The following is a 23,894-nucleotide window of genomic DNA, read 5'->3' on the forward strand; positions in this document are numbered from 1 at the left end:
ATGCCGTTCAGATGCTGTTTTAAGCGATCTGTATGTTAAAGAAAAGTATTTTCTGAATCTGTATTGCAAGGCGGGATTACGGAGAAAATGGGGCTCTGTTCAGGCGAGGAGAGCACCGATGGAATTTTTTGAAAATCGACACAAAGGCCCTTTTAGCGGGTTTATTTTTCTCTGGCGCAAGTTTCAGGCTCTGCGCTTACGCTGGCAAACGCGCAAGATTTTGCGCGCCTTAAGCGACGAGCAGCTTAAAGACCTCGGGTTGCGTCGTGAAGAGCTGGGTTAATGATAGAAAATGCGGAGATAACATCTTGTTATTTCCGCCTCTTCAGCGTTGGGCTATGCTTAGCTCATAACCTGAAGGGGAGAGAACAGATGCACTTTATTAACAGCAACGATGAAGACGATAAAAAAGAAGAGAAGGGCGGCAACGCTTCACAACTGATGCAGCAAAAGCTGCTGGATGCCCGCTCCATCATTATCTCTGGCGAGATCAACCAGGCGCTGACCGAGAAAGTGGTCACCCAGCTTCTGCTGTTGCAGGGCATCAGCGACGCGCCGATCAAGATCTATCTCAACAGCCAGGGCGGTCACGTCGAAGCGGCCGATACCATTCACGACATGATTAAGTTCATCACTCCGGAAGTGCACATTATCGGCACCGGCTGGGTGGCCAGCGCCGGGATCACCATCTTCCTTGCGGCGAAAAAAGAGCACCGCTACGCGCTGCCGAACACCCGTTTTATGATCCATCAGCCGCTGGGCGGCGTGCGTGGTCAGGCGAGCGATATTGAGATTGAAGCCAAAGAGATCATTCGCATGCTGGAACGCGTTAACCAGCTGATCGCCGATGCAACCGGTCAGCCGGTCGAAAAAGTGAAGCAGGATACCGATCGTAACTACTGGATGAACATCAAAGAGGCGATCGATTACGGCATCGTTTCCCGTGTGGTGAAATCCTACAGCGACCTTAACCTCGATTGATCTATTGGGGCGGGAAATGTTTCTCGCCTCATTTCGCTTTATCCCGCCAAAATAGACTTCTCCCCAATCGATAATTTCTGCACACTGTCGGCATTTCTCATTACGGAGTGATGGCATGAACAGTGGTATCAGGGCGGCGCTGGTGATGGCAGCGACGCTGAGTGCGCCCGCGCTGGCGGAGCAGTCGGGCATCTCGTTTGATCATAAAGACTGGGAAGTGGTGTGCGACAACACGCTTACCTGCCGCGCAGCGGGTTACAGCGCGGAAGAGGAAGCCAGCGGATCGGTACTGATCACCCGTAAAGCCGGGCCGGACACGCCGGTTACCGTGGATGTGGTGCTGGCCGAGATGGACGCGGATGAAACCGCGCCGCAGGCGGCGCTCTCGCTGTGGATCGACGGTAAGTCACAGGGCGAAATCGCCACTGAAGATAATGACACCTGGCGCTTATCGGACGCGCAGGAGCACAGCCTGATTGACGCAGTGAAAGGCAGCGGCAAAGTGGAATTCAAAGGCGCAGCAAAACCCTTTGTGCTCTCCGGCGATGGCGCGTATGCCGTGCTGCTGAAATTTGATGATGTGCAGGGACGGGTCGGCACGCCGGGCGCGCTCAGTCAAAAAGGCGATAAAGCCGAAAGCACGGTGACGCCCGCAGTGGCTGCGCCGGTCATTCAGGCGGCAAAAGTAGAAAGCGGCGAAGACCGCGCGCTGACCGTAGCCGAAGTCAACACGCTGAAGCCGCGTCTGCTGGCGGCGCTCCCTGGCAATAATGAGTGTGAAGGTCTTGCATCACCGGAAGAACCGGTCATTGATGGCGACAATGACGTTACGCTAACGCCGCTCGACCGTAAGCATGTCCTGATCTCCGCCCTTTGCTGGCGCGGTGCGTACAACGAAGGTTACGGCTACTGGGTGCTGGATAAGGCCTTGAAAGGCAACCCGCAATTTATCACCAACTCGGCGTCCGATTATGCCGACGGCATCATCTCGCTGGGGCAGCGCGGTCGCGGTATCGGTGATTGCTGGGCCTCTGCCGAGTGGGTGTGGGACGGAGAAACCTTCCGTAAAAGCAGCGAATCCACCACCGGCATGTGCCGTTATATCCGCGCGGGCGGCACCTGGGATCTGCCAGAGTTCGTCACCGAGGTGAAAGAGGCGCAGTAAGTAGATATATGGACACTGCACTTATCAAAATCACGCTTTTTGGTAAGTGTAGTGTTCATTATTTATTCTCCCCTGATCATTTATTGGATACTATACTTACCAAAATTCATGATTACGGTAAGTATAGTTTCCATGCCATCAGCTGAAAAACGTAGTGCGGTTGTCTTTCCCCGTAACCAAAAGATTCTCCGGCAGTTAGGTGAAAACATCACGCTTGCCTGCAAGCGCAGAAAACTCACCCAAACCATGCTCTCTGAACGCACGGGGTTAAGCCGCATAACTATCCGCAAAATCCAACAGGGCGATCCTGGCGTGTCACTTGGGCACTATGTGGCCGTGCTTGCTGTTCTTGGACTGGTCGAAGATTTTCTTGATGTGGCAAAGGATGATGAGTTGGGGCGCAAGTTGCAGGATATTGAACTTTTAAGGAAGAAAGGAGAAGCATATTGATGGCGACAGACGTTTTTGTTTTTGCAGACTGGCAGGACTTTGCAGAGCCAGGGCTGGTTGGCACACTGCGTTCGGAAGTGGTACGTAATAGCGAGCATTTTAGTTTTCGCTATGATGATGCGTGGCTGCTTTCGCCCTTCGTGCAGAAAGTCGATCCCGATCTTGAGCTTTATTCCGGTGAACAACATAGCGCTGTATCGCGAAACTTTAGAGTGTTTCTTGATTCATGCCCGGATCGCTGGGGGCGGGTATTGATGAAAAGGCGGGAGGCGATTCTTGCCCGGCAGGAAGCGCGTCGTCCCAGGTTGCTGGGAGAAATTGATTTCTTATTGGGAGTGCATGATTTTCACCGTCAGGGGGCTCTACGTTTTAAACGTGCTCTTACGGGTCCCTTCCTCGATGATAACGACCGGCTCGCCGCACCGCCGATGGCCTCGCTGAGAGAGTTAGCGTGGGCAGCGAAGCAAATCGAAAGTAATGACGATCGTGACGATGCTGAATACCTGCAATGGCTCAATATGTTGATGTCGCCAGGTTCATCTTTAGGCGGCGCGCGGCCTAAAGCCAGCGTACGTGATGAGAAAAACCAACTGTGGATTGCAAAATTCCCCAGTCGTTATGATGACTATGATATTGCAGCGTGGGAGTTTTTAACTTCACAACTGGCACGGAATGCGGGAATCGAAATGGCGGAATGTCGCATCGAACGCTTTGAGCGTGAGCATCATACCTTTTTAACGAAACGCTTTGATCGCACGCCTGATACCCGGCTGCATTTTACATCCGCCATGACGCAACTCGGTTATTACGATGGCGATTACGAAGCTTCATACCTTGAACTGGCGCAGTTCCTGACTGAACGTGGCTCGCGCAGCCGCGAGGACTTGTCTCAACTGTGGCGACGAATCGTTTTTAATATTGCAGTGTCGAATAATGACGATCATCTACGAAATCATGGCTTTATTTTCCAGAATGGTGGCTGGATTCTTTCTCCCGCTTACGATATCAATCCTGTGCCGGATGCGCAGGGGTTACATCTGAATATCAGTGATGTCGATAATCAACTGGATTATGAACTGGCAATGTCGGTGATTGATTTTTTCCGGCTCACGTTCGCGCAAGCCAAAGAAGTGATGGAAGAGGTCACATCCAGCGTCCGCAAATGGCGTGAGATCGCTGAATCTATGAATATTTCACGTGCTGAGCAGGAAAGAATGGCTCCGGCATTTAATGTTTGAACGTTTTCGGGGGAAACAGACCATGTTGCAGGGTCCCAACCATTTAACACTCGCAGTCAGCGATCTTGCCCGCAGCGTCGATTTTTACCATCAGCTGCTCGGGCTGAAACTGCATGCGCGCTGGGACAACGGCGCTTACCTTACCTGCGGCGAACTGTGGCTGTGTTTGTCGGTGGATGCGCAGCGTGAATATGTTCCGCCGCAGCGCAGCGATTACACCCATTACGCCTTTAGCATTAGCGAAAGCGATTTCACCGGTTTTGTTGCGCGCCTCGAACAGTCTGGCGTTGTAAGCTGGAAAGCCAACAAAAGTGAAGGCGACTCCTGGTATTTCCTCGATCCGGACGGGCACAAACTCGAAGCGCACGTCGGTAACCTTGCCCAGCGGCTGGCGGCCTGCCGCGAGAAACCTTACAAGGGAATGGTATTTTTTGACTGAAGCCGTTCGGTGCCTGCTTTTCACAATCCATGCTGTTCGCTCTCCCGTTTCTTGATACTTACCTTGATAACCATTATCTTTCCCTGCCTGTGAATCAGGGGAACTCCTATGACCGAAGATGAGCTGTTTGCCCGCCGACCGCTGGGAATGCGTATGGCGATGGTGGTGCGTCAGTGGCGCGCCACCATCGATCACGCGCTGAGCGATACCGGTATCACCCAGGCGAGCTGGACGGTACTGATGCAGTTGCGCCAGTTGGGGGACAACGTTTCGGTCAGCGAACTGGCGGAAGTGCACGGCATTGAATTACCGCCGCTGATGCGCACCCTGACGCAGCTGGAAAATCAGGGGCTGATTGTGCGTACGACATCGCCGTACGACAAACGCATTCGTCTGCTGACGCTCACCGCTGAGGGCCAACGCCTGCTGGAGAAGATCACGCGGGTGATTGAAGCGTGCCAGGAGCGGGCGGCGGAAAATATCCCGCCAGCGCAGATGCACGCTTTTAGCGACACCCTGAATCAAATCGCCTGTAACTTGCGCGTGATGCGCGAAGAAGACAATAAAACCGAATAAGAAAATGATGACGCCAGAACAAAAATTTGCCCGCTGGGTAAGGGTGAGTATTGCCTCTTTCCTGCTGATGTTTGTCTATTTTATCGTTGCCGATATCTGGATCCCGCTGACGCCGGACTCTACTGTCATGCGCGTAGTGACGCCGGTTTCCGCGCGCGTTTCCGGCTATGTCGCAAAGGTTCACGTGCAGAACAATAGCCAGGTAAAAAAAGGCGATCTGCTGTTTGAACTGGATCCGACGCCGTTTAAAAACCAGGTCGAAGCGGCGGAAATTGCGCTGGAACAGGCGCGCCTCAGCAACCAGCAACTGGATGCGCAAATCGTTGCTACGCAGGCCAGCCTGAAGACCGCGCAGATCACCGCGCAAAACGATCGCGTCACCTTTGAGCGCTACCAGAATCTCGGCGCGATGCACAATGTTTCGCAGTCCGATCTGGATAAAGCCCGCACCACCTGGCAGACCAGCGTGCAGTCGGTAAATAACATCAATGCCAGCATCAATGCGTTAACCATTGAGCGCGGCGACCGCGATGACGCGCGCAACGTGACGCTACAAAAATATCGCAACGCGCTACAGCAGGCGCAGCTGAACCTCGGCTGGACGCAGGTGCGCGCGGAAGTTGATGGTACCGTCAGTAACCTGCAATTAAGCCCCGGTTTTTACGCCGCTGCCGGTAGCGCTTCGCTGGCGCTGGTGCATGATAAAACCGATATCGTGGCGGATTTCCGCGAGAAGAGCTTGCGTCATACCCATACCGGAACCGATGCCGCAGTGGTTTTCGATGCTCTGCCGGGGCACGTGTTTAAAGCGCATGTGACCAGCAACGACGCGGGGATTCTGGCGGGTCAGGAAGCGGTAAATGGCGAGCTTTCCGCGCCGGAAACGTCGAACCGTTGGGTGCGTGATGCGCAGCGGATGCGGATCCACGTCGCACTCGATGAGCCATTGCCGAAGCCGTTGCCGACCGGCGCGCGCGCAACGGTGCAGCTCTACAACAGTGAAGGGGTCTTTGCCCGCTTCTTCTCCGGCCTGCAAATCCGCCTGGTAAGTTTGCTGCACTATGTCTATTAACACACTGGCGCGCGTATTTACGCCCCATGGCAATATCGTTTATACGCCGAATGATTTTCGGCAGACGCTGCGTATTGTCTTCGCCGGGATGATCGCCCTGAGCGTGTCGAGTTTTTACAACACGCAATATGGCGTGTTTTACGTGGTCTATCCGGTCATGTTGTTATCGCTGGTACCGGTGTTTAACCGCCACGTCGCAAAGCAATTTATCTTTAGCGCGGTGCTGAATTGCATCGAAATGGTGTTCATCATCGGCTATCTGTCGCGCTGGCCGGTGATTATGACGCTGGTGGTTTTCGGGCTGTACGTGATGCGTTTTCGCTTTATGAGCAAAGGCGCGCTGTTTCTGTTCGGTTCGGCGGGCGTGGTGTGCCAGAGCACGATGCTCAACTTTATGAGTTATCCCACCAGCGACTGGCACACGCTGCTGTTTTCCAATATTGAAGCCAGCGTGATGGCGGTGGCGCTGAGTGCGCTAATGAATTACCTGATCCCGGATGTGGAACCGCGCACGCGTCCGCCGTTGATTGAGAAAAACGCTGCCCGCGTGCGCCATGAATCGCTGCTTTCCGGCACCGTGGCGACAATCATTTTTGTTGTTTTTCAGATCAGCGACTTAAGCGATTCGCTGTCGGCGCTGATGGCGGGCATCTTGATCCTGTTCCCGATGCATTATCGCGGTTCGGTGCTCAGTTCGCTGTGGCGCGTGGTGGGCGTGGTGATCTCCTGCCTCTATATTCTGCTGGTCCAACTGATCCTTTATAACCACAGTAGCCATATGCTGCTGATGATGCCGCTGATTGGGCTGGGTCTGGCGTTCAGCGCCCGGTTGCATGTGATGGAAAAAGTCGGCGCAGGCGTGGGGTTCGCCAGCGTCACCACCATTGGCATTATGTTTGGTCAAAACCTCCATCCGGATACGGACCTGGTGTTCAGCGATCTCTACCGCATCGTGTCCGTCACCGTGTCGCTGGTGGCGACCTTAACCATGGTCTGGCTGGTGCACCTTATTTTGAACCGTTTCGAAGCAACACGGTTTGTGATTGAGGAGCAGTAAGGCCGGGATTTGCCGGATAAGGCAAAGCCGACACCCGGCGAATTACACCACCGGCGTGAAACTCTCGCCTTCGCAGCGATAAACCGCCTGCGTCACGCCGGGGATGATCCACTGATTTTCCTCGCCGGGCTGGCAGTGAAAACGGATGCACAACCCACATCCGCCGCGTAACTGGCGGGGAATATCCTGCACCCGAAATGTCATGCCTGCGGCCTGCATCGCTTTGCGGGTTTGCAGCACGCCGGGCGTATTGTGAAACAGCAGCAGATATTCGTTCATCACCGTTTTCCCTGCCGCTGACCTATCAGCGCGGCGCCGAGCGCGCCCGCATACTGCGCATCATCATGGGTAAACACCTCGCTGTTCAGGTGCCCGGCCAGCATGCGGCGGAAGCTGGCGCAGTGGCTGACGCCGCCGGTAAACAGCAGCGGGCCTTGCGTGGAGAGACGCGCGACAAAATGCGCGCTGCGCCGTGCCATGGCGTTGATTACCCCGGCGAGGATCGCTTCCGGCGCGATGCCCGCCGAGCGCAGGCTGATCACTTCCGATTCGGCAAACACCGTACACATGCTGGTGAGTGGATGCGGCTCCACGCCATCGGTAATGGCATCCAGTTGCTCCACCTGGGTGCCCAGCGTACGCGAGATAACGTCCAGAAAACGGCCAGTACCGGCGGCGCATTTATCATTCATCAGAAAATCGGTGAGATTTCCGTTCTCATCGAGGGCGATTACTTTGCTGTCCTGGCCACCGATATCGATAACGGTGCGGGTATCCGATCGCAGCAACCGCGCGCCGAGGCCGTGACAGGAGATTTCGGTGACCTGCTTATCGGCGAAATCCACCAATTGCCGACCGTAACCGGTGAGCGTCAAAAAAGGTTTTTCCGCCACACCGGCACGCAATGTTTCCCAGGCCTCGATAATCGAATCAGCAGGGCGAAACGAGGTCGGGCAGAGAAAGCGCCGCACAATGCTGTCGTCCTCCAGCAGAATGCCTTTCGTGGTGGTCGAGCCGGAATCAATGCCTATGGTCAGTGCCACAACAGCTCCTTACAGCATCTCAATAAACGCGGCGACGCGGGTGCTGAGCTGCCCGATGTCGGATGTCGAGTAATCCGTCTCAATCGCCATATAAGGAATGTTGTGCTGCTGGCGTACGTGACGTTTGATCGCCAGCGATTCGACCGCATAAGTGTGGCAGGCCTGCAAAATCACATCGATCACGCCATCGGCCTGGTACTCGTCCACCATCTGGCTGAGTAGCTTCAGCCGTTCGTCGTTGGGGGAGATGCATGAGCAGCCAATCGCCAGGTATTTGTCGGTCAATGCATCATAGACATCGCCGCTCTCGTCAACGCAGCGTTCGGTCGCTTTCGCTCCGGTGCAGTTTTCGTAACCAACCACCCAGCCGCCGTTCTCTTCAATGGCGCGCACCACTTTTTCCGCCGCGCCGCCAATCGGGCAGCCGGTGATCAAAATGCGCGGGCGGGCATCGAGGCGTTTTCCGGCCTGCCAGTCCGCTCTGACCTGTTCAGCCATCGCGTTCAGTTCGCTAATCAGTGCCTCTTTATCGAAGCGGAAGGTCGCGCCGTAGACCACTTTCAAAATATCGACGCCGCTAAGCGCAGGAGGATTAAGCTGCCCGACGCGATAGAAGTTCGCCAGCGCCTGGCGTTCGCGGTTTTTCAGCGCGATGGCCTCGCGCAGCGCGGCCTCGCTAATTGGCTGACCAAAACGTTGTTCGATAACCTGCTGTAACCGCAAAATTTCCGCTTTCCATAGCGCGCGGGAGGCCGCATCCGCAGCGCTGTTCGGCAGCTGCATCACGTGTACGGCTTTAAATTCGGCCATGTACTCGTACATTTTTTTCTTGCCGTCGCAGGTGGTTTCGCCGACTACCAGATCGGAAAAGTAGAAGTAGGGACATTTGTCGGTTTTACCGAAGCCATAGCTGCTTTTGATTAACGGGCAGAGGTTGCGCGGCAGATCTTTTTCGGCTTCTTCGATGGTTTCATCGTTGGTGGAACAGAGCGAAACCACCACCGCTCCGGCCGCCATGGCGATCTCTTGCGGCATAAACGTGCAGTAGGTGCCGACCAGCGGAATGCCCTGTTCTTTCAGATCCATCACGGTGAGAAAGCCTTTCTGGCGGGCGGCGGAGAATTGCTCGAAAACATCCGGGAGTGCGGTGATAAGCGACATGATTTTCCTTCCCCGTGACACGGGAGATGATAAAAAGATGCCGCATTATAGCCGCGATAAATATGTGGTTTTGTTGATCGCGACGGCTCAAAAAGGAGAAAAGTGCAGCAGCGTGGGCAACTGTGACAGCAGATAAAGGATCAGGCCAATGCAGCCGCCGACCAGCGTGCCGTTGATGCGGATAAATTGCAGATCCTTGCCAATGTTCAGTTCCACCTGGCGCGACATGTCCCGCGCGTCCCAGCTTTTTACCGTGTCGCTGATATGGCGCGTTAAAAAAGCGGCAAAATCAGGCGCGACGCGATATGCCGCCTGCTCCAGATGCTCATTCAGCGAGGCGCGCAGCGCGCCGTCTGCCAGCAGTGTTTCGCCGAACCACAGCCCGGCATCGCTGATGCGCTTTTTCATGCGCGAATCAGTGGACTGCATATCCGCTTTCATCCAGCCGCGCAGATCCGCCCACATCTCGCCGACATAGCGATTAAAGGCTTCGTCATTCTTCAGATATTCTTTGAGGTTGTCTGCGCGCTCGGCGATTTCCGGATCGGTTTTCAGATTGGCGATCAGCTTGATGGTTGCGCGATCAAAAGCCTGGCGGATCTGATGCGCGCGGTCTTCGTTAATATCATCCAGCAGAGAATTCACCGCCTCGGAGACCAGATCCGCGCTCTGCTCGCCGAGCCATTCCGTTGGCAGCAGCTTTGCTTTCATCGGGTGATCGGTCTCCAGCCAGTGCACAACCTGGCGGGCAATAAAGGTGCGGGTGCTCTGCCGCTGCAGGAGGGCGATAAGCTGGGCGATTAAGGTATCGAGCAGCTTCTGGTGGCGATTGTTGCGCGTCAGGCTCTCCAGCATGATGGCGCTGGTTTCGGTCAGATCGACTTTATCGATAGCTTTATGCACCGCGCGGCGCAGCAGGCGCTGAATGCGGGAGTCATCGGCCATTTCCAGAAAACCGCTCATGACCTGCAACAGATGCTGGCCGACGCGCTGCGCGTTTTCCGGCTGGCTAAACCAGACGCCGATCATCTGCGCTGGTTGGTGGCGCTGGATCAGTGCCACCAGCGACTGCGTATCGAGAAACTTCTCCTGCACGAACTGGCCAAGGTTGTCGCCGATTCGATCTTTATTGCGCGGGATGATCGCCGTATGGCGGGAAATGAACGGCAACGGTACGCGATGAAACAGCGCCACCACGGCAAACCAGTCCGCCAGCGCGCCTACCATTGCCGCTTCAGCAATGGCTTTGATCCCGCTCACCCAGAACCCTGGCGGCAGGAACAGCGTAGTGATAAACGTTGCGGCTGCAACCAGCAACAGCGAGAGCGCCAGACGCTTGGCGCGCTTAAGTTCGGCTAATTTTTCCATGACTTAAGCATATAACCCAACGACAGATTCATGCAAAAGGTTAAATCGCAAGCAGATCCCGCAGTAATCCAGCAAGGATCCACACCCCAAACACAATCAGTACTGCGCCAGCGCTGCGTTCTATCCAGCAGATGCTGCGGCTCAGGCGTTGTTGCACGGCGGGCAGGCCAATCAGCGTGACCAGCGCCAGATCCCACAACAGCACCACCAGCACCATCCAGATGCCGCTTGCCGATTGCTGAAGCAGCGTCACCTCCGGCCCCAGCAGTGCGGTCATCAGCGCAAGATAAAACAGCGCATTTTTCGGGTTCAGCAAAGCGGAACCGAGCCCGAGCAGGCACTGTTTTCGCAACGACGGGCGCTGCTGCTGCGTGTGTGTGATGGCCAGCGTTTGCGGGCGGCTACGCAGCAAATGGGTGCCAATCCACAGCAAATAGAGCGCACCGAGCAGTTCGATGGCGGTGAACAGCGGCGCGAATTGACGCAGGGCGCTGGCACCCATAATCACCAGCACAATATAGAGTGCATTGCCGGTGGCGATGCCGACGCATAACCCGGCGCTGCCGCGCAGGCGGTAACGAATGGCAAAGCCGATCAGCAGGAAGAAATCTGGACCTGGGCTAAGCAGCGCAACAAAATGCGCCAGCGCCAGTGCGGGAAAAGCAGAGGGAAATAGCGATTCCATAGTGACCTCAACAGGAAAAAACAGAGGCCACCGTAGCGCAGAGGGAGCGCTATTTATTGTCGGATATTGATCGGGCGTACTGGCGCGGTGTGGCGGCGGTGTAGTTCACAAAGGTACGGTGAAAGTGGCTCTGATCGGCAAAACCGCTCTGGTAACTGACGTCGGCCAGCGTTTCCCCGGCGCGCAGGCGGCTTTTGGCAAACTCCACGCGGGCGATATTCAGAAAGCTGCCGGGCGTCAGGCCGGTGTCCTGCTTAAAAGCGCGGATCAGCGTCTCTTTGCGCAGCGAAAAGCCGTACGCCAGCGCATCCAGCGTCGGAGGCGATTGCAGGTTATCGGTTAACGCGGCCTGCAATTGCTGGCTCAGTGGACGCAGCGCGGAAGGATGATTGCCGTTGGCGGGCAGCGCATTCAGCAGATGAGCGATGGCCGCCGGTAACTCCCGCGCTTTCTCATGCTCAATAAGCGCCACAATTTGCAGATACTGGTGGAAAAGCCGTGGGTTGCGGATCACCTGCAATGCGGGCTGAGGGCGGACTTCCTGCGCCAGATACAGCATATGGTAGCTGCGTGGTTGCCCGGCAAGCGGATTACAGCTGTGCGGCGTTAAGGCCGGAATAACCATCAGATCGCCCGCCTGTAGCAGGTATTCTTGCTGATGGCAGACGCAGCGGGTTTGTCCATCGAGTATCGCGCCAATCGACAGTTGCGGATGGCTGTGGCGTTTATAAGCCTGCTGGCTGCGCCAGGTGCTGCGCAACTCGACGCCGGGCAGACGGCGGAACGTTTGTTGAATATCGCGGATGATCGACATAGCTGCCCTGGTGAGTGATGTGATTTCAGGTATATCACAGGTTGTTATTTGTCGCTAAACGCATTGCGCAGTAGCTGCCACATATGGTGGGCCGCCGGGGTAAAGCGGCGGTCGGAGCTACGCAGCAGATGGCACTGCGCGCTGCTGGCAATCGGATGATCGAGCGGCACGGCAACCAGCGAGCCCTGGCGAATAGGATCGGCGGCGGCATAAGCGGTCATAAACGAAATACCCAGCCCGGCCTGGCTCATGCCCATGGCGGTGGAAAACTGGTTGCAGCGGTACGCCGGGTGAAACTGCAACCCCTGGCTTTTAAACATCGCATTCATATGGCGTTGCAGGCCAAAGTTTTCCGTCAGCGCGATCAGCGGGTACTCCGCCAGCTCTTCAATGGTGATACTGCTGCGCCCGGCGATTGGATGCTGCGGCGACACGACCGCGCAAATCGGCCCCCACTGGAAGCTGTGGCGTTTGAGCTCTGGCGTACCGATCGGGCCGAATGCCAGCGCCATATCGGCTTCGCCGCTGACAATATCGTTGAGCATCTCCTGCATGCTGCCCACCACGATATCGACAAACACTTGCGGATAAGATTTGGCGAATTCACGCATCACGCCTTCGATAAAGGCGGTGATCAGCCCGCCGCCAATGCGGACCGAAATCGTGCCGCCGCGCATATGGCGCAGATCTTTTAGCTGGCTTTCCAGCTTCTCCCGCCGCTGGCGGCTGGCGAAATAGTCTTCGGCCAGCAGGCGACCAGCTTCCGTCAGCACCACGTTTCGTCCACGCCGCTCCAGCAACGGTAGCTGGAGCGCGCGTTCCAGTTGGGCTATCTGACGGCTGATAACCGACGGGTTAACTCCGAGGATATCCGCCGCGCGGCGAATGCCACCCTGGATGCCCACTTCATACAGATAACCGACCGGTTTGTCCTGAAACATGCGCCGTTTCCTCGCTCGACTGTTGACCTGAAAGCAACAATAACATTCATTTGCAGGCATTTATCATGCCGGTTTAATAGAGATAATCAAATTAATGCTTAATTTATTCTGCCGGGAGGAAATGAAAAACAACGCCGATAGAATTGCACCAAAACGGTGCCCGAAAACGGTGAGAGGTTATTTTATTAGGGCAGTGTCAGGGCTTAATTAAATAAATTTTCGCTAACTTTGCTTTTTATTCCCGGTATTTTTCGGGAAGGTTTTTTATTGCGTTAAAAAATGCAATGCCAGTTATTTATTTTAGCATTTTGTTATTCAGGCACGGATCCTGCTTATTCATACAACATGGTCATCTAATTTATATTTAAAGAGAGATGTTATGAGCGAATCTAAAACGCTGGAGCAACCGACAAACGAAGAAGCAAACGAGTGGAAAGTGGGGCCGGGTGCCTGGATCTCCTTGATCATTGTGCTGCTGGTTTTTTCCGGTTTCTTTTTTAAAGTGGACGGTATGGCGTGGCTGGGCGCCTTCGACTTCACCACGCTGGGCGGTAGTTTTGGCACCATGAAGTCGCCGGAAACCAGCACCTTTATCGGCAGCGGCGGCATCAGCGCCAAAGCGGGTTTCTTGTTTGCGCTGTCGCTGGTGCCAACGGTTATGCTGGCGCTGGGGCTGCTGGAGATATTCACCCACTATGGTGCTATTCGCGCGGCGCACAAATTACTGACGCCGCTGCTGAAACCGCTGCTGGGTATTCCGGGCTACACCGGGTTGGCGTTGATCACCGACCTGCAAAGTACCGATGCCGGTGCGGCGCTCACCAAAGAACTGTATGACAGCGGAAAAATTGCCCGTAAGGACGTGGTAATTATGGGCGCGTGGCAATATTCCGGTGCCGGATTAATTAATAATTACTTCTCGATTGGATCGGCGATGTTTGCCTCATTAACCATTCCGATCATTATTCCGCTGGTCTTAATGTTTGTCCTGAAATTCGTTGGCGCCGCCGTGGTTCGCCTGACATTAAATACTGTCTATAAGAGAGATTTCGACCATGAATAATACCGCCAAAGTCTCCGGCAACCCGTTTGATATTTTCGTTATCGGCGCACGTAAAGGTTTTAATATCGCCATTAATAACCTGATGCCGAATGTCGTAATGGCCTATGTGATTGCTGAAATGCTCAACTTACTGGGCGTGATGCAGATTATTGGTCATCTCTTCGCACCGCTGATGGGCGTGTTCGGCCTGCCGGGCGAAGCCGTGACCGTGCTGCTCACCGCCTGGCTCTCCTCTTCCGCTGGAACCGGCGTTGCTATCAGCCTGCTGAGTAAAGGTCAGCTTGATGTCGGGCAGATCACCATTCTCGCCCCGGCCATCTTTTTAATGGGTTCACAGCTACAGTATATGGGCCGCCTGCTGGGTGTGGCCGATGTCCCGAAGAAGTACTGGCCGTTACTGATGGCCGTCAGCATTCTTAACGCGATTATTTCTATGCTGATCATGCGCGCTATTGCCTGAGTAAAGAATACCAAGGAGTAAGACGTGTCACGCACATTAGAACACTTTAATTACCTGCATCAGATCCCGGAGCTGGGATTCGAAGAGTACAAAACCTCTGCCTACATCGCAGGCGTACTGGAGGCGGCGGGCTACCAGGTCACGCGCCAGGTGAATAACACCACCGGCATCGTGGCCGTGCTGGACAGCGGTAAACCCGGCCCGGTACTGGCGTTGCGCGCCGATATGGACGCGCTGGGACATATCATCAATGGCGAGCATGTCGCGCGCCACACCTGCGGCCACGATGGTCACTCTTCCGTGGTGCTGACCACCGCCCAGGAAGTGATGGCGGAAGGGGTGGTGAAAAAGGGCAAGCTGAAGTTTATCTTCCAGCCAGCTGAAGAACTGGGCACCGGAGCGATCGCCCTCACCGAGGCTGGCGTGCTGGAAGATGTCGATATGCTGCTCGGCTTCCACCTGCGCCCGCTGGAAGAGTGCCCGATGGGGCAGGCTGTTCCGGCGATGTACTACTCGGCATCTGCCACTGTTGAAGTGATGTTCCACGGTAAAGCGGCCCACGCCGCGCGCCCGCATTTAGGGGTGAACGCGCTGGATGCCGCGGCGCACGCGGTACAGGCTGTGAATGGCATTCACCTTGCGCCGTCGCTGACCTGGAGCGCGAAAGCCACGCGTTTTCTCTGCGATGCCGGAGTAACAAACTCGATTCCCGATAAAGCGCAGGTGTGCTGGGATTTGCGTGCGGCGCAGAACGAATCCATGGATACACTCAAGCAACAGGTGCTGCGCGCCATTGAGAGCAGCGCCGCGGCGTATGGCGCACGCGCGGAGATCCGCATCCTGAAAGAGATGCCTGCCGCCATTATTCATGATGAGGCAACGGAAGTGGTTTCCCGCGCAATTCGTAGCGTGTTTGGCGATGCCGGGTTGACCGAACCGAAATCAACGCCAGGCAGTGAAGACTTCTTCCACTACCTGCGTCTGCGCCCGCAGGTGAAAGGCGGTTTCTGGGGGCTGGGCGCCAACCTGACGCCGGGGCTGCATCACCCGGAAATGCACTTTGACCGCGAAGCATTAGCGCTCGGCGTGAAAGTGTTTAAAGCCTGTGTGCAGGATGTGCTGGGCTGAGTCAGGGCTTCCAGCGGCGCAGTGGCGTTTCACGCTCATAGGGCATCGGCGAGGGCCGGGAGATAAACTCGACGATGCTGCCCCACGGCGTGCGGCCGTAGCAAAACACATTACCCTCGCCTTTTTCGGTGGCAAAACTCAGCGGCTGCGGCGCGGTAAACACTTCGCCGCCCGCCGCGCGAAAACGCTGTAACGCGCGTTCAATATCGTCGCTGTAAACCGCAAAGTGCTGCAGGCCAAAATCATTGGCCCGCTGCGCTTCCCGCTGTGATGGTCCCTGCATTTCAAACAGCTCAATGCCGGGGCCATGCGCGAGTTTCAACATCCTCACCGCTTTCACCACCGTACCCGGCACCAGGCCTAACGTCTTCTGCTGCGCATCGTTATCAAGATCGTTATCTTCCGGCGAAACGGACTGATAAATCAGTTCGGCACCTAGCCCCTGGGTGAGAAATTGCGTGGCCTCTTCGATATCCGGAACGGTAATACCAATATGATCGATCCCGCGAACGGTCTGCTGCATGCTGCCTCCTGTGATGTTCATCGCATAAGCATAGCGCAACGTACGTCTGCCAAAATCAACGCTATAACCTGCCGGTTAATCATTATCTTTACTTATCTTTATCCTGTTTATTCTTACAAGATATCATGTATCAACTAGTCTTAAGACTTGTGCCAGCGTTTAAAACTTAATGAATGACGATACCAGGAGACATGTAATATGGCTTATAAAACAGTGAATCCTTTTAACAATCAGCTCATTAAAGAGTACGCGAACCACAATGATGCCGAGATTGAAGTGGCACTGACAAAAGCGGATGCGCTGTATCACTCTTCGTGGTCGAAGGGGGATATTGATCAGCGGCTTACGGTGTTGCACAAACTGGCCGATCTGATTGATAACCAGCAGGAAGCGCTGGCAAAAATCGCCAGCCGTGAGATGGGGAAACTGATTGCGCAAAGCCGCAGCGAAGTACAGCTCTGTGCGCAGATCGCCCGCTACTATGCCGATAACGCGAAAACCTTCCTGGCACCGGTGAAATACCCGTCTGAACTCGGCGAAGCGTGGGTTGAGCACCATCCGATTGGCGTGATCATGGCCGTGGAGCCGTGGAACTTCCCCTATTACCAGTTGATGCGCGTACTGGCGCCAAACTTCGCCGCCGGTAACCCGGTTCTCTGTAAACATGCCAGCATCGTGCCGCAGTGCGCCGAAGCTTTTGCCCATCTGGTGCGGGAAGCGGGCGCACCGGAAGGGGCGTGGACCAATCTGTTTATCTCTTCCGATCAGGTATCGGCCATTATTGCCGATCCGCGCGTGCAGGGCGCGGCGCTGACTGGTTCGGAAAAAGCCGGTAGCGCGGTAGCGGCGCAGGCGGCGAAGCACATCAAAAAATCGACGCTGGAACTGGGCGGGAATGACGTGTTTATTGTGCTGGATGACGCCGATCTGGATAAGGCGGTGGAAACCGGCGTGCAGGCGCGCTTGGCGAATGCGGGCCAGGTTTGTACGGCAGCTAAACGCTTTATTATTCATCAGGATATTGCCGATCAATTCCTGCGCAAATTCACGGACGCTTTCGGCCAGGTGAAGCTGGGCGATCCACTGGATGAAAGCACCACGCTTGGCCCGCTTTCGTCGAAAGAGGCGCTGGATACGCTAAGCCAGCAGGTGAGCGAGGCGGTACAAAAAGGGGCGAAACTGCATTTCGGTGGTAAACCTGCCAAAAGCGAAGGCAACTTCTTTGAACCAACCATTTTGACCCATATTACGCGCGATAACCCGGCTTACTTTGAAGAGTTCTTTGGCCCGGTGGCGCAAATTTATGTGGTGAATAACGATGATGAAGCTGTTCGACTGGCTAATGATTCGCACTATGGCCTCGGCGGGGCAATCTTCAGCCGTAATATCAAGCGCGCGAAACAGATGGCTTCGCGCATTGAAACCGGAATGGTGTGGATCAACTGGCTGACCGATACCGCCGCAGAATTGCCGTTCGGCGGCGTGAAGCGCTCCGGCTTTGGCCGCGAACTCTCTGATTTAGGCATTAAAGAGTTTGTGAACCAGAAACTGGTGGTGGTACGGCAGTAATTTTCCCTTTCCCCCTCCAGCGAGGAGGGGGAATCTTTACATTCCATGATGAAAAAAACAGCAGATCAAAATACAAAAATGTATATACTTTTCTGTATATACACTCAAGGATGAGAAAAGCATGTCATGGAGTTTGAATGGGACGTCACTAAAGCAAGAAGTAATCAACGCAAGCATGGCATTCGCTTTGAAGAAGCCGTATCGGTTTTCGAGGATCCTTACCATTTGTCCATCCAGGACCGGTTCGAGAATGGCGAATAAAGAAAGGGATCGTTATGAGCATGGTTAAACATAAATCGGGTGAGTTGCCAGCGCTCAACAAGCAGCGTGAAGCTGAATTAAAAGCGCTGGCAAATAAATCGGACGGAGAGATTGATTACAGCGATATTCCGTCCACAGATGACGTGTTATGGGCTGGCGCTGTGCGCGGTAAGTTTTTTCGTCCGTTAAAAACGCAGGCATCAGTGCGTATTGATGCTGATGTGATGGAGTGGTTAAAACGACCGGGGAAAGGGTATCAGACGCGGCTCAATGCCATTTTGCGTGAGGCAATGATGCGCGATTTGCAGAACAAGAAGTAACGGATAGTTGCCGGATGGCGCTGCGCTTATCCGGCCTGCGTTCTGCTCTGCAAATCCCTGGCCGGATAAGGCGTTTCGCCCATCAGGCTATTTCTTTAACCCTGCAAAGGCTTCGCGGATTTCGTCTTCCGGCAGTTGCACGCCGATAAACACCAGCGTGCTGTGCGGGGTTTCATCGCCCCACGGGCGATCCCAGTCGGCGCTGTAGAGGCGCTGCACGCCCTGGAAAAGCAGACGGTTTGGCTCGCCGTCTATCCACAGCATTCCTTTGTAACGCAATAACTTTTCGGCAAAACTCAGCAGCAGGCTCTCCATTACGCGCGACACCTCGCTGATGTCCACCGGGTAATCGAGTTCTACCACAATCGAGCTAATGTCGTTCTGCTTGTCGGCCATAAAGTGGAAGCGCGGCTTCGCGGCGACCACGTTCTCTTCCAGCATAAATCCGTTGGTATTAAACAGGTTCGCCAGCTCAATATCACCGTGAGTAACGGTGTAAATCGGCGCGCGGGCGTTGATGCGGCGCAGGCGTTCGCGCAGTTTTTCGCTCTCGCCGGCAACATCGGTTTTGCTCAGCAGAATGCGGTCGGCATAGCCAATCTGCGATTGCGCCAGCGTAAACTGGTTCATTTGTTCATCGGCGTGGACAGCATCGACCAGCGCGATCACCCCGTCGAGCAGATAGCGCTGGCAGAGGGTCTCATGGGCGAAAAAGGTCTGAATGATCGGGCCTGGATCCGCCATGCCGGTGCACTCGATCACCAGGCGGTCAAAGGCGATATCGCCGCGATCGAGGCTGTCGAGCAGATCCAACAGCGCATCTTCCAGCTCACTGGAGCGGCTACAGCAGATACAGCCGTTAGTCAGGGTTTTGATTTGCGTGGCGCGATCGCCAATTAATTGATCGTCAACGGAGACTTCACCGAATTCGTTTTCGATGACGGCGATTTTGTAGCCGTGCTGTTCATTGAGGATATGGCGTAAGAGGGTGGTTTTGCCTGCGCCGAGGAAACCGGTCAACAGTGTGACTGCAATTGGGGTCATAACATCTCCTTTAGCAACAGCGGACACCGCCCTTGCCGTCGCCGCCGTAACGCGCCTGCTGGCGTTCGCGGAAGAACTCTTCGTAAGTCATGTACGGTTTGTCGGGATGGTTGGTCTTCATATGGTCAACATAGTTGTCATAGTCCGGAATACCAATCAGCATCTTTGCCGCCTGACCGAGGTACTTTTTTGCTTCGCCTAAGTTACCAAACATTATTCTTCCCGGATATTGATTATGCTGGATGGCGGCGTTCGCCCTATCCGGCCTGCGATGACTGCGGAACTCATGTAGAACCCCGCTCTGCGGGGTTCTACATCATGAAGTTTTGTTAGGCCGGATAGGCGTAGGTAGCCATCCGGCATCAGGTTTAATGATGTGAAGAGGTTTTCACGCCGCCTTCCGGCACCGGAACATACGGTGTTTCTTTGTCGGTACGCACTTTATTGTTACGTACGTTCAGCCAGGTTTTGATGCCGTAGAAGATGATGCTGTAAACCACCACCAGGAACAGAATACTCAAACCGGCGTTGGTGTAGTTGTTCACCACGATATGGTTCATGTTGGCAATCTGTTGCGCAGTCAGGTCACTGCCGCCCGCGGCAATCTTCTCTTTGTACTGGTTAGCCATATACAGGAAGCCTTCCAGTTGCGGGTTGGTGCTGAACAGTTTCAGACCCAACGCCCAGGTGGTGCACAGCAGCAGCCACATGGCCGGAACCACGGTCACCCAGATGTATTTGGTGCGCTGCATTTTCACCAGCACCACCGTGCCCAGCATCAGCGCCACTGCGGCCAGCATCTGGTTAGAGATGCCGAACAGCGGCCACAGGCTCTTCACGCCGCCCAGCGGATCGACCACGCCCTGATACAGCAGGTAACCCCACAGACCCACGCAGCCCGCCGTACCGATAACGCCTGCTACCAGCGAATCGGTTTTCTTCAGGAACGGTACGAAGTTGCCCAGCAGATCCTGCAACATAAAGCGACCGGCACGTGTGCCCGCGTCCAGCGCGGTAAGGATAAACAGCGCTTCAAACAGAATACCGAAGTGGTACCAGAAGCCCATGTCTGCCATCGGGATGATTTTGTGGAACACGTGAGCGATACCGACTGCCAGCGTTGGCGCGCCACCTGCGCGGTTCAGTACCGACGGTTCGCCGATATCTTTTGCAGTTTGCAGGATCTGCTCAGGTGAAATCACAAAGCCCCAGGAGCTGACGGTTGCCGCCGCGTGCGCGGTTACATCTTTCAACTGCGCCAGAATCATCGGCGCGTTTTCACCGCCCAGCTCATGCAGGTTTGGCATGGTGATGCCCAGACCGGCTGGCGGGGTGTTCATCGCAAAGTAGAGGCCCGGTTCGATAATCGATGCTGCAACCAGCGCCATTACCGCAACGAAGGATTCCATCAGCATTGCGCCATAACCGATAAAGCGCGCGTCGGTTTCGTTGGCCAGCAGTTTCGGTGTCGTACCCGAAGCGATCAGCGCATGGAAGCCAGATACGGCGCCACAGGCGATAGTGATAAACAGGAACGGGAACAGTGCACCTTTCCACAGCGGGCCGGTGCCGTCAATGTACTGCGTCACCGCAGGCATTTTCAGTTCCGGGTTGAGGATCACGATGCCCAGCGCCAGACCGACGATCACGCCGATTTTCAGGAAGGTCGCCAGATAGTCACGCGGCGCGAGGATCAGCCAGACCGGCAGCAGCGCAGAAACAAAGGCATAACCAACCAGAGCGAAGGTGATGGTGGTGTCTTTGAAGGTCAGCGCCGGTCCCCAGTACGGGTCGTGGGCGATCACACCGCCAAACCAGATGGAAGCCACCAGCAGCACAATACCGATCACCGACACTTCACCCACGCGGCCAGGGCGCAGGAAGCGCATGTAGATCCCCATAAACAGGGCAATCGGTACGGTGGAGCAAACGGTGAACACGCCCCACGGGCTTTCCGCCAGTGCTTTCACCACGATCAGCGCCAGCACCGCGAGGATGATGATCATAATCAGGAAGCAACCGAACAGCGCGATGGTGCCGGGTACGCGGCCCATCTCCTCTTTCACCATCTCACCGAGAGAGGCGCCGTTACGACGGGAGGAGATAAACAGCACCATGAAATCCTGTACCGCACCGGCCAGCACTACGCCTGCCAGCAGCCATAATGTGCCGGGCAGGTAACCCATTTGCGCGGCCAGTACCGGGCCGACCAGCGGGCCTGCACCAGCGATGGCGGCAAAGTGGTGACCAAACAGCACGTAGCGGTTGGTTGGCACATAGTTAAGGCCGTCGTTATTGATCACCGCCGGTGTTGCGCGGGTCGGATCGAGTTTCATCACCTTTTGCGCGATGTAAAGGCTGTAGTAGCGGTAAGCCACCAGATAGACGGAGACGGATGCAACAACGATCCACAGAGCACTAACGTGCTCACCCCGGCGTAAGGCGACAACAGAGAGACAGAAAGCACCGATAATCCCGAGAATCACCCAGGGTATGTGCTTGAAGAGTTTTTTAGTATCCATATCAGACCTGGTTTTTTGCAGAATGAGTGAACTGGACTTGAAGTGTTGTTTTGACTGAATGCTGGCTGCGATCATGACAAATTACGCGCGCAAAGCGGCGATGATTTGACTCAGTGGTCAGAAACGGTTGCTGAGCGGTAAAGGGGTGGTGGTGAGCGGTTTCAGCGGCGCGTAAGTGCCGGAAAATATGTGATTTTGATCACGCAGAGAGAAAAGGCTGGTTGTCTTTTGTTCGGTGAAAAGCGAACAAAAATAGCACGATGCACCATAAAGTTTTTCTTATGCAGGCCGAAAACCTAACGTCTGTCTATAAGGAAAGAGAAAACATGTTAACTCGCATCAAACTTGTCACCAGTTTATTGCTGGTGCTGGGATTATTTGGCCTTTTACAACTCACTTCTGGCGGCTTGTTCTTTAACGCGCTGAAACACGACAAAGAAAACTTCACCGTTCTGCAAACCATTCGCCAGCAACAGTCCACGCTGAACGCCAGCTGGGTTGCGCTGCTGCAAACCCGTAATACCCTTAACCGCGCCGGGATCCGCTACATGATGGATCAGAACAATATTGGCAGCGGCGCGACGGTGTCCGATCTGATGCAGATTGCCAGCATCTCGCTGAAACAGGCAGAAGCAAGCTGGAATGCTTACCAGGCACTGCCGCGCGATCCGCGCCAGAGCGAGGAAGCTGCGGCAGAGATCAAGCGTAACTACGATATCTACCACAACGCGCTGGCGGAGCTGATCCAGTTGCTGGGCGCAGGCAAAATTAATGCCTTCTTCGATCAGCCGACCCAGAGCTATCAGGACGGTTTCGAGAAGCAGTACCTCAATTATTTGCAGCAGAACGATCATCTGTATGAAACGGCGGTCAGCGATAGCGAAAGTTCTTACGGCTCTGCCATTTGGATCATTATTACGGTGCTGATCGTTGTGCTGCTGGTGATCATCGGTGTCTGGGCTGGGATCAAACGAGCGCTGATCGGGCCGTTGAACCACCTGATCGACAACATTCGTCATATTGCCGGCGGCGATCTGGTGCAGCGCATTGATGTCCACGGTTCCAATGAGATGGGTGTGCTGGCTGACAGCCTGCGTCATATGCAGAGTGAGCTGGTGCGTACCGTCAGCGATGTGCGTAATGGCGCCAACGCGATTTATAGCGGGGCCAGTGAAATTTCGGTGGGGAATAACGACCTTTCCTCCCGTACCGAGCAGCAGGCCGCTTCACTGGAAGAGACGGCAGCCAGCATGGAAGAACTGACGGCAACGGTGAAACAGAACGCCGATAACGCCCGTCAGGCGAGCCACCTGGCGCTGAGCGCCTCTGAAACCGCGCAGAAAGGCGGTAAAGTGGTGGATAATGTTGTGCAGACGATGCGTGATATTGCCGCCAGTTCGCAGAAGATCGCTGACATTATCAGCGTAATCGACGGTATTGCCTTCCAGACCAACATCCTGGCGCTGAACGCCGCTGTTGAAGCCGCGCGTGCGGGCGAGCAGGGGCGTGGCTTTGCGGTGGTGGCGGGCGAAGTTCGCAACCTGGCGCAGCGCAGCGCCCAGGCCGCTCGTGAAATCAAAAGCCTGATTGAAGACTCTGTCGGTCGCGTTGAACTGGGTTCTACGCTGGTGGAAAGCGCCGGGGAAACCATGGGTGAAATCGTGAATGCGGTGACCCGCGTGACCGACATTATGGGTGAAATCGCGTCTGCCTCCGATGAGCAGAGCCGTGGTATCGACCAGGTGGGTCTGGCGGTTTCCGAGATGGATCGGGTGACACAGCAGAACGCCTCGCTGGTGGAAGAGTCCGCTGCTGCTGCGGCGGCGCTTGAAGAGCAGGCCAGCCGTCTGACGCAGGCGGTTTCCGTATTTCGCATTAGCCAGCAGCAGAGCAGGCTGAACAGCGCGACGCCAGCCAGTTTCACCCGGGCCTCTCCGGCAAGCGCACTACCGCGTAAAGCGGCAGTGACCGATGCCGGTGATAACTGGGAAACTTTCTGACGGTTATTTGCGCC

The 23,894-nt window shown here is 55.2% G+C and carries 26 protein-coding genes and 1 pseudogene; 16 read left to right on the forward strand and 11 right to left on the reverse strand.

Features of this window, described 5'->3' with window-relative positions; translation table 11 throughout:
- Window positions 1–118: 118 nt before the first annotated feature.
- The 9 genes from DK872_RS16545 to DK872_RS16585 all read left to right on the forward strand — a co-directional run bounded on the left by DK872_RS16545 (window position 119) and on the right by DK872_RS16585 (window position 6,978).
- The gene (locus DK872_RS16545) at window positions 119–283 is read left to right on the forward strand and encodes a DUF1127 domain-containing protein (RefSeq protein ID WP_071920170.1); all 165 of its coding nucleotides are present in this window, start codon (window positions 119–121) and stop codon (window positions 281–283) included.
- 89 nt (window positions 284–372) lie between these two features.
- Window positions 373–981, forward strand: coding sequence for an ATP-dependent Clp protease proteolytic subunit (locus tag DK872_RS16550; RefSeq protein WP_007372988.1), 609 nt, complete (start codon window positions 373–375; stop codon window positions 979–981).
- A gap of 115 nt (window positions 982–1,096) precedes the next feature.
- Window positions 1,097–2,146, forward strand: coding sequence for a DUF1176 domain-containing protein (locus tag DK872_RS16555; RefSeq protein ID WP_161518566.1), 1,050 nt, complete (start codon window positions 1,097–1,099; stop codon window positions 2,144–2,146).
- Window positions 2,147–2,278: 132 nt separating this feature from the next.
- Window positions 2,279–2,596 carry a helix-turn-helix domain-containing protein gene (locus DK872_RS16560; RefSeq protein WP_172825163.1) on the forward strand — a complete coding sequence of 106 codons (318 nt, stop codon included), beginning with the start codon at window positions 2,279–2,281 and terminating at the stop codon, window positions 2,594–2,596.
- The gene (locus DK872_RS16565) at window positions 2,593–3,834 is read left to right on the forward strand and encodes a type II toxin-antitoxin system HipA family toxin (protein ID WP_369878902.1); all 1,242 of its coding nucleotides are present in this window, start codon (window positions 2,593–2,595) and stop codon (window positions 3,832–3,834) included. Before DK872_RS16560 ends, DK872_RS16565 begins: the two co-directional genes overlap by 4 nt.
- Before the next feature lie 22 nt (window positions 3,835–3,856).
- The gene (locus tag DK872_RS16570) at window positions 3,857–4,273 is read left to right on the forward strand and encodes a FosA family fosfomycin resistance glutathione transferase (RefSeq protein WP_035886670.1); all 417 of its coding nucleotides are present in this window, start codon (window positions 3,857–3,859) and stop codon (window positions 4,271–4,273) included.
- 108 nt (window positions 4,274–4,381) lie between these two features.
- Window positions 4,382–4,849: a MarR family winged helix-turn-helix transcriptional regulator gene (locus DK872_RS16575; RefSeq protein ID WP_007372993.1), complete on the forward strand. Its 468-nt coding sequence runs from the start codon at window positions 4,382–4,384 to the stop codon at window positions 4,847–4,849.
- Between the two features lie 4 nt (window positions 4,850–4,853).
- Complete coding sequence (locus DK872_RS16580) at window positions 4,854–5,921, forward strand: HlyD family secretion protein (protein WP_035943128.1); 1,068 nt, start codon at window positions 4,854–4,856, stop codon at window positions 5,919–5,921.
- Window positions 5,911–6,978 (forward strand): DUF2955 domain-containing protein, encoded by a 1,068-nt coding sequence (locus tag DK872_RS16585; RefSeq protein ID WP_007372995.1) that lies wholly within the window; start codon window positions 5,911–5,913, stop codon window positions 6,976–6,978. Before DK872_RS16580 ends, DK872_RS16585 begins: the two co-directional genes overlap by 11 nt.
- Window positions 6,979–7,020: 42 nt before the next feature.
- Here the strand turns inward: DK872_RS16585 and DK872_RS16590 are convergent, their stop codons facing one another.
- The 7 genes from DK872_RS16590 to DK872_RS16620 all read right to left on the reverse strand — a co-directional run bounded on the left by DK872_RS16590 (window position 7,021) and on the right by DK872_RS16620 (window position 12,990).
- Window positions 7,021–7,257, reverse strand: coding sequence for a DUF3343 domain-containing protein (locus DK872_RS16590; protein WP_007372996.1), 237 nt, complete (start codon window positions 7,255–7,257; stop codon window positions 7,021–7,023).
- Window positions 7,257–8,021 (reverse strand): putative 2-hydroxyacyl-CoA dehydratase activator YjiL, encoded by a 765-nt coding sequence (yjiL, locus tag DK872_RS16595; RefSeq protein ID WP_035886589.1) that lies wholly within the window; start codon window positions 8,019–8,021, stop codon window positions 7,257–7,259. Before yjiL ends, DK872_RS16590 begins: the two co-directional genes overlap by 1 nt.
- A 9-nt stretch (window positions 8,022–8,030) precedes the next feature.
- The gene (locus DK872_RS16600; protein ID WP_035886588.1) at window positions 8,031–9,182 is read right to left on the reverse strand and encodes a double-cubane-cluster-containing anaerobic reductase; all 1,152 of its coding nucleotides are present in this window, start codon (window positions 9,180–9,182) and stop codon (window positions 8,031–8,033) included.
- Window positions 9,183–9,269: 87 nt separating this feature from the next.
- Window positions 9,270–10,550, reverse strand: a complete 1,281-nt coding sequence (locus DK872_RS16605; RefSeq protein ID WP_072440635.1) for a DUF445 domain-containing protein — start codon at window positions 10,548–10,550, stop codon at window positions 9,270–9,272.
- Window positions 10,551–10,590: 40 nt separating this feature from the next.
- Window positions 10,591–11,235, reverse strand: coding sequence for a LysE family translocator (locus tag DK872_RS16610; protein ID WP_144136275.1), 645 nt, complete (start codon window positions 11,233–11,235; stop codon window positions 10,591–10,593).
- Window positions 11,236–11,284: 49 nt separating this feature from the next.
- On the reverse strand, window positions 11,285–12,049 hold the full coding sequence (locus DK872_RS16615) for an AraC family transcriptional regulator (RefSeq protein ID WP_161518567.1): 765 nt from the start codon (window positions 12,047–12,049) through the stop codon (window positions 11,285–11,287).
- A gap of 44 nt (window positions 12,050–12,093) precedes the next feature.
- Window positions 12,094–12,990, reverse strand: coding sequence for a LysR substrate-binding domain-containing protein (locus DK872_RS16620; RefSeq protein ID WP_007373002.1), 897 nt, complete (start codon window positions 12,988–12,990; stop codon window positions 12,094–12,096).
- 379 nt (window positions 12,991–13,369) lie between these two features.
- Here DK872_RS16620 and DK872_RS16625 point away from each other — a divergent pair, with 379 nt between their 5' ends.
- Genes DK872_RS16625 through DK872_RS16635 form a run of 3 tightly spaced genes read left to right on the forward strand, consistent with a single transcriptional unit; the run spans window position 13,370 to window position 15,641 of the window.
- Entirely contained in the window at window positions 13,370–14,053 is a 684-nt protein-coding gene (locus tag DK872_RS16625) for a nucleoside recognition domain-containing protein (protein ID WP_161518568.1), read from the forward strand.
- Window positions 14,046–14,513 (forward strand): YjiG family protein, encoded by a 468-nt coding sequence (locus tag DK872_RS16630; protein WP_007373004.1) that lies wholly within the window; start codon window positions 14,046–14,048, stop codon window positions 14,511–14,513. The genes DK872_RS16625 and DK872_RS16630 overlap by 8 nt, the downstream gene beginning before the upstream one ends.
- Window positions 14,514–14,537: 24 nt before the next feature.
- On the forward strand, window positions 14,538–15,641 hold the full coding sequence (locus DK872_RS16635) for a M20 peptidase aminoacylase family protein (RefSeq protein ID WP_007373005.1): 1,104 nt from the start codon (window positions 14,538–14,540) through the stop codon (window positions 15,639–15,641).
- Between the two features lies 1 nt (window position 15,642).
- Here the strand turns inward: DK872_RS16635 and DK872_RS16640 are convergent, their stop codons facing one another.
- Window positions 15,643–16,164, reverse strand: coding sequence for a VOC family protein (locus DK872_RS16640; protein ID WP_072440629.1), 522 nt, complete (start codon window positions 16,162–16,164; stop codon window positions 15,643–15,645).
- 198 nt (window positions 16,165–16,362) lie between these two features.
- Between DK872_RS16640 and DK872_RS16645 the strand changes: the two genes are divergently transcribed.
- The 3 genes and pseudogenes from DK872_RS16645 (at window position 16,363) to DK872_RS16655 (ending at window position 18,314) form a co-directional block, all read left to right on the forward strand.
- Complete coding sequence (locus DK872_RS16645; RefSeq protein ID WP_007373007.1) at window positions 16,363–17,733, forward strand: NAD-dependent succinate-semialdehyde dehydrogenase; 1,371 nt, start codon at window positions 16,363–16,365, stop codon at window positions 17,731–17,733.
- A 126-nt stretch (window positions 17,734–17,859) separates the two neighbouring features.
- A pseudogene (locus DK872_RS16650) lies at window positions 17,860–17,991 on the forward strand (BrnT family toxin); the annotation flags it as partial.
- A gap of 17 nt (window positions 17,992–18,008) precedes the next feature.
- Window positions 18,009–18,314, forward strand: coding sequence for a BrnA antitoxin family protein (locus DK872_RS16655; protein ID WP_144136272.1), 306 nt, complete (start codon window positions 18,009–18,011; stop codon window positions 18,312–18,314).
- An 87-nt stretch (window positions 18,315–18,401) separates the two neighbouring features.
- On the opposite strand, the gene yjiA is transcribed toward DK872_RS16655, so the two are convergent.
- From yjiA to btsT, 3 genes are all read right to left on the reverse strand, one after another.
- Window positions 18,402–19,358, reverse strand: coding sequence for a GTPase (gene yjiA / locus DK872_RS16660; RefSeq protein ID WP_007373010.1), 957 nt, complete (start codon window positions 19,356–19,358; stop codon window positions 18,402–18,404).
- A gap of 10 nt (window positions 19,359–19,368) precedes the next feature.
- The gene (locus DK872_RS16665) at window positions 19,369–19,572 is read right to left on the reverse strand and encodes a YbdD/YjiX family protein (protein ID WP_007373011.1); all 204 of its coding nucleotides are present in this window, start codon (window positions 19,570–19,572) and stop codon (window positions 19,369–19,371) included.
- A 154-nt stretch (window positions 19,573–19,726) separates the two neighbouring features.
- Window positions 19,727–21,880, reverse strand: a complete 2,154-nt coding sequence (gene btsT / locus DK872_RS16670; RefSeq protein ID WP_007373012.1) for a pyruvate/proton symporter BtsT — start codon at window positions 21,878–21,880, stop codon at window positions 19,727–19,729.
- 326 nt (window positions 21,881–22,206) lie between these two features.
- On the opposite strand from btsT, the gene tsr reads away from it, so the two are divergent.
- Window positions 22,207–23,880 carry a methyl-accepting chemotaxis protein gene (gene tsr, locus DK872_RS16675; RefSeq protein WP_071920177.1) on the forward strand — a complete coding sequence of 558 codons (1,674 nt, stop codon included), beginning with the start codon at window positions 22,207–22,209 and terminating at the stop codon, window positions 23,878–23,880.
- Window positions 23,881–23,894 lie beyond the last annotated feature (14 nt).

Origin of the sequence: Kosakonia sp. MH5 (assembly GCF_009935945.1) — a bacterium.
In the GTDB taxonomy this organism is placed as follows: domain Bacteria; phylum Pseudomonadota; class Gammaproteobacteria; order Enterobacterales; family Enterobacteriaceae; genus Kosakonia; species Kosakonia radicincitans.

Bases quoted from the DNA above. Each gene is read 5' to 3' on its own strand.
- DK872_RS16665 (WP_007373011.1), bottom strand. From the start codon at position 19,572: ATGTTTGGTAACTTAGGCGAAGCAAAAAAGTACCTCGGTCAGGCGGCA.
- DK872_RS16655 (WP_144136272.1), top strand. From the start codon at position 18,009: ATGAGCATGGTTAAACATAAATCGGGTGAGTTGCCAGCGCTCAACAAG.
- DK872_RS16580 (WP_035943128.1), top strand. From the start codon at position 4,854: ATGATGACGCCAGAACAAAAATTTGCCCGCTGGGTAAGGGTGAGTATT.
- DK872_RS16605 (WP_072440635.1), bottom strand. From the start codon at position 10,550: ATGGAAAAATTAGCCGAACTTAAGCGCGCCAAGCGTCTGGCGCTCTCG.
- DK872_RS16630 (WP_007373004.1), top strand. From the start codon at position 14,046: ATGAATAATACCGCCAAAGTCTCCGGCAACCCGTTTGATATTTTCGTT.
- btsT (WP_007373012.1), bottom strand. From the start codon at position 21,880: ATGGATACTAAAAAACTCTTCAAGCACATACCCTGGGTGATTCTCGGG.
- DK872_RS16645 (WP_007373007.1), top strand. From the start codon at position 16,363: ATGGCTTATAAAACAGTGAATCCTTTTAACAATCAGCTCATTAAAGAG.
- DK872_RS16615 (WP_161518567.1), bottom strand. From the start codon at position 12,049: ATGTCGATCATCCGCGATATTCAACAAACGTTCCGCCGTCTGCCCGGC.
- DK872_RS16610 (WP_144136275.1), bottom strand. From the start codon at position 11,235: ATGGAATCGCTATTTCCCTCTGCTTTTCCCGCACTGGCGCTGGCGCAT.
- DK872_RS16550 (WP_007372988.1), top strand. From the start codon at position 373: ATGCACTTTATTAACAGCAACGATGAAGACGATAAAAAAGAAGAGAAG.
- DK872_RS16585 (WP_007372995.1), top strand. From the start codon at position 5,911: ATGTCTATTAACACACTGGCGCGCGTATTTACGCCCCATGGCAATATC.
- DK872_RS16560 (WP_172825163.1), top strand. From the start codon at position 2,279: ATGCCATCAGCTGAAAAACGTAGTGCGGTTGTCTTTCCCCGTAACCAA.
- yjiA (WP_007373010.1), bottom strand. From the start codon at position 19,358: ATGACCCCAATTGCAGTCACACTGTTGACCGGTTTCCTCGGCGCAGGC.
- DK872_RS16590 (WP_007372996.1), bottom strand. From the start codon at position 7,257: ATGAACGAATATCTGCTGCTGTTTCACAATACGCCCGGCGTGCTGCAA.
- DK872_RS16620 (WP_007373002.1), bottom strand. From the start codon at position 12,990: ATGTTTCAGGACAAACCGGTCGGTTATCTGTATGAAGTGGGCATCCAG.
- DK872_RS16640 (WP_072440629.1), bottom strand. From the start codon at position 16,164: ATGCAGCAGACCGTTCGCGGGATCGATCATATTGGTATTACCGTTCCG.
- DK872_RS16625 (WP_161518568.1), top strand. From the start codon at position 13,370: ATGAGCGAATCTAAAACGCTGGAGCAACCGACAAACGAAGAAGCAAAC.
- tsr (WP_071920177.1), top strand. From the start codon at position 22,207: ATGTTAACTCGCATCAAACTTGTCACCAGTTTATTGCTGGTGCTGGGA.
- DK872_RS16570 (WP_035886670.1), top strand. From the start codon at position 3,857: ATGTTGCAGGGTCCCAACCATTTAACACTCGCAGTCAGCGATCTTGCC.
- DK872_RS16545 (WP_071920170.1), top strand. From the start codon at position 119: ATGGAATTTTTTGAAAATCGACACAAAGGCCCTTTTAGCGGGTTTATT.
- DK872_RS16555 (WP_161518566.1), top strand. From the start codon at position 1,097: ATGAACAGTGGTATCAGGGCGGCGCTGGTGATGGCAGCGACGCTGAGT.
- DK872_RS16575 (WP_007372993.1), top strand. From the start codon at position 4,382: ATGACCGAAGATGAGCTGTTTGCCCGCCGACCGCTGGGAATGCGTATG.
- DK872_RS16600 (WP_035886588.1), bottom strand. From the start codon at position 9,182: ATGTCGCTTATCACCGCACTCCCGGATGTTTTCGAGCAATTCTCCGCC.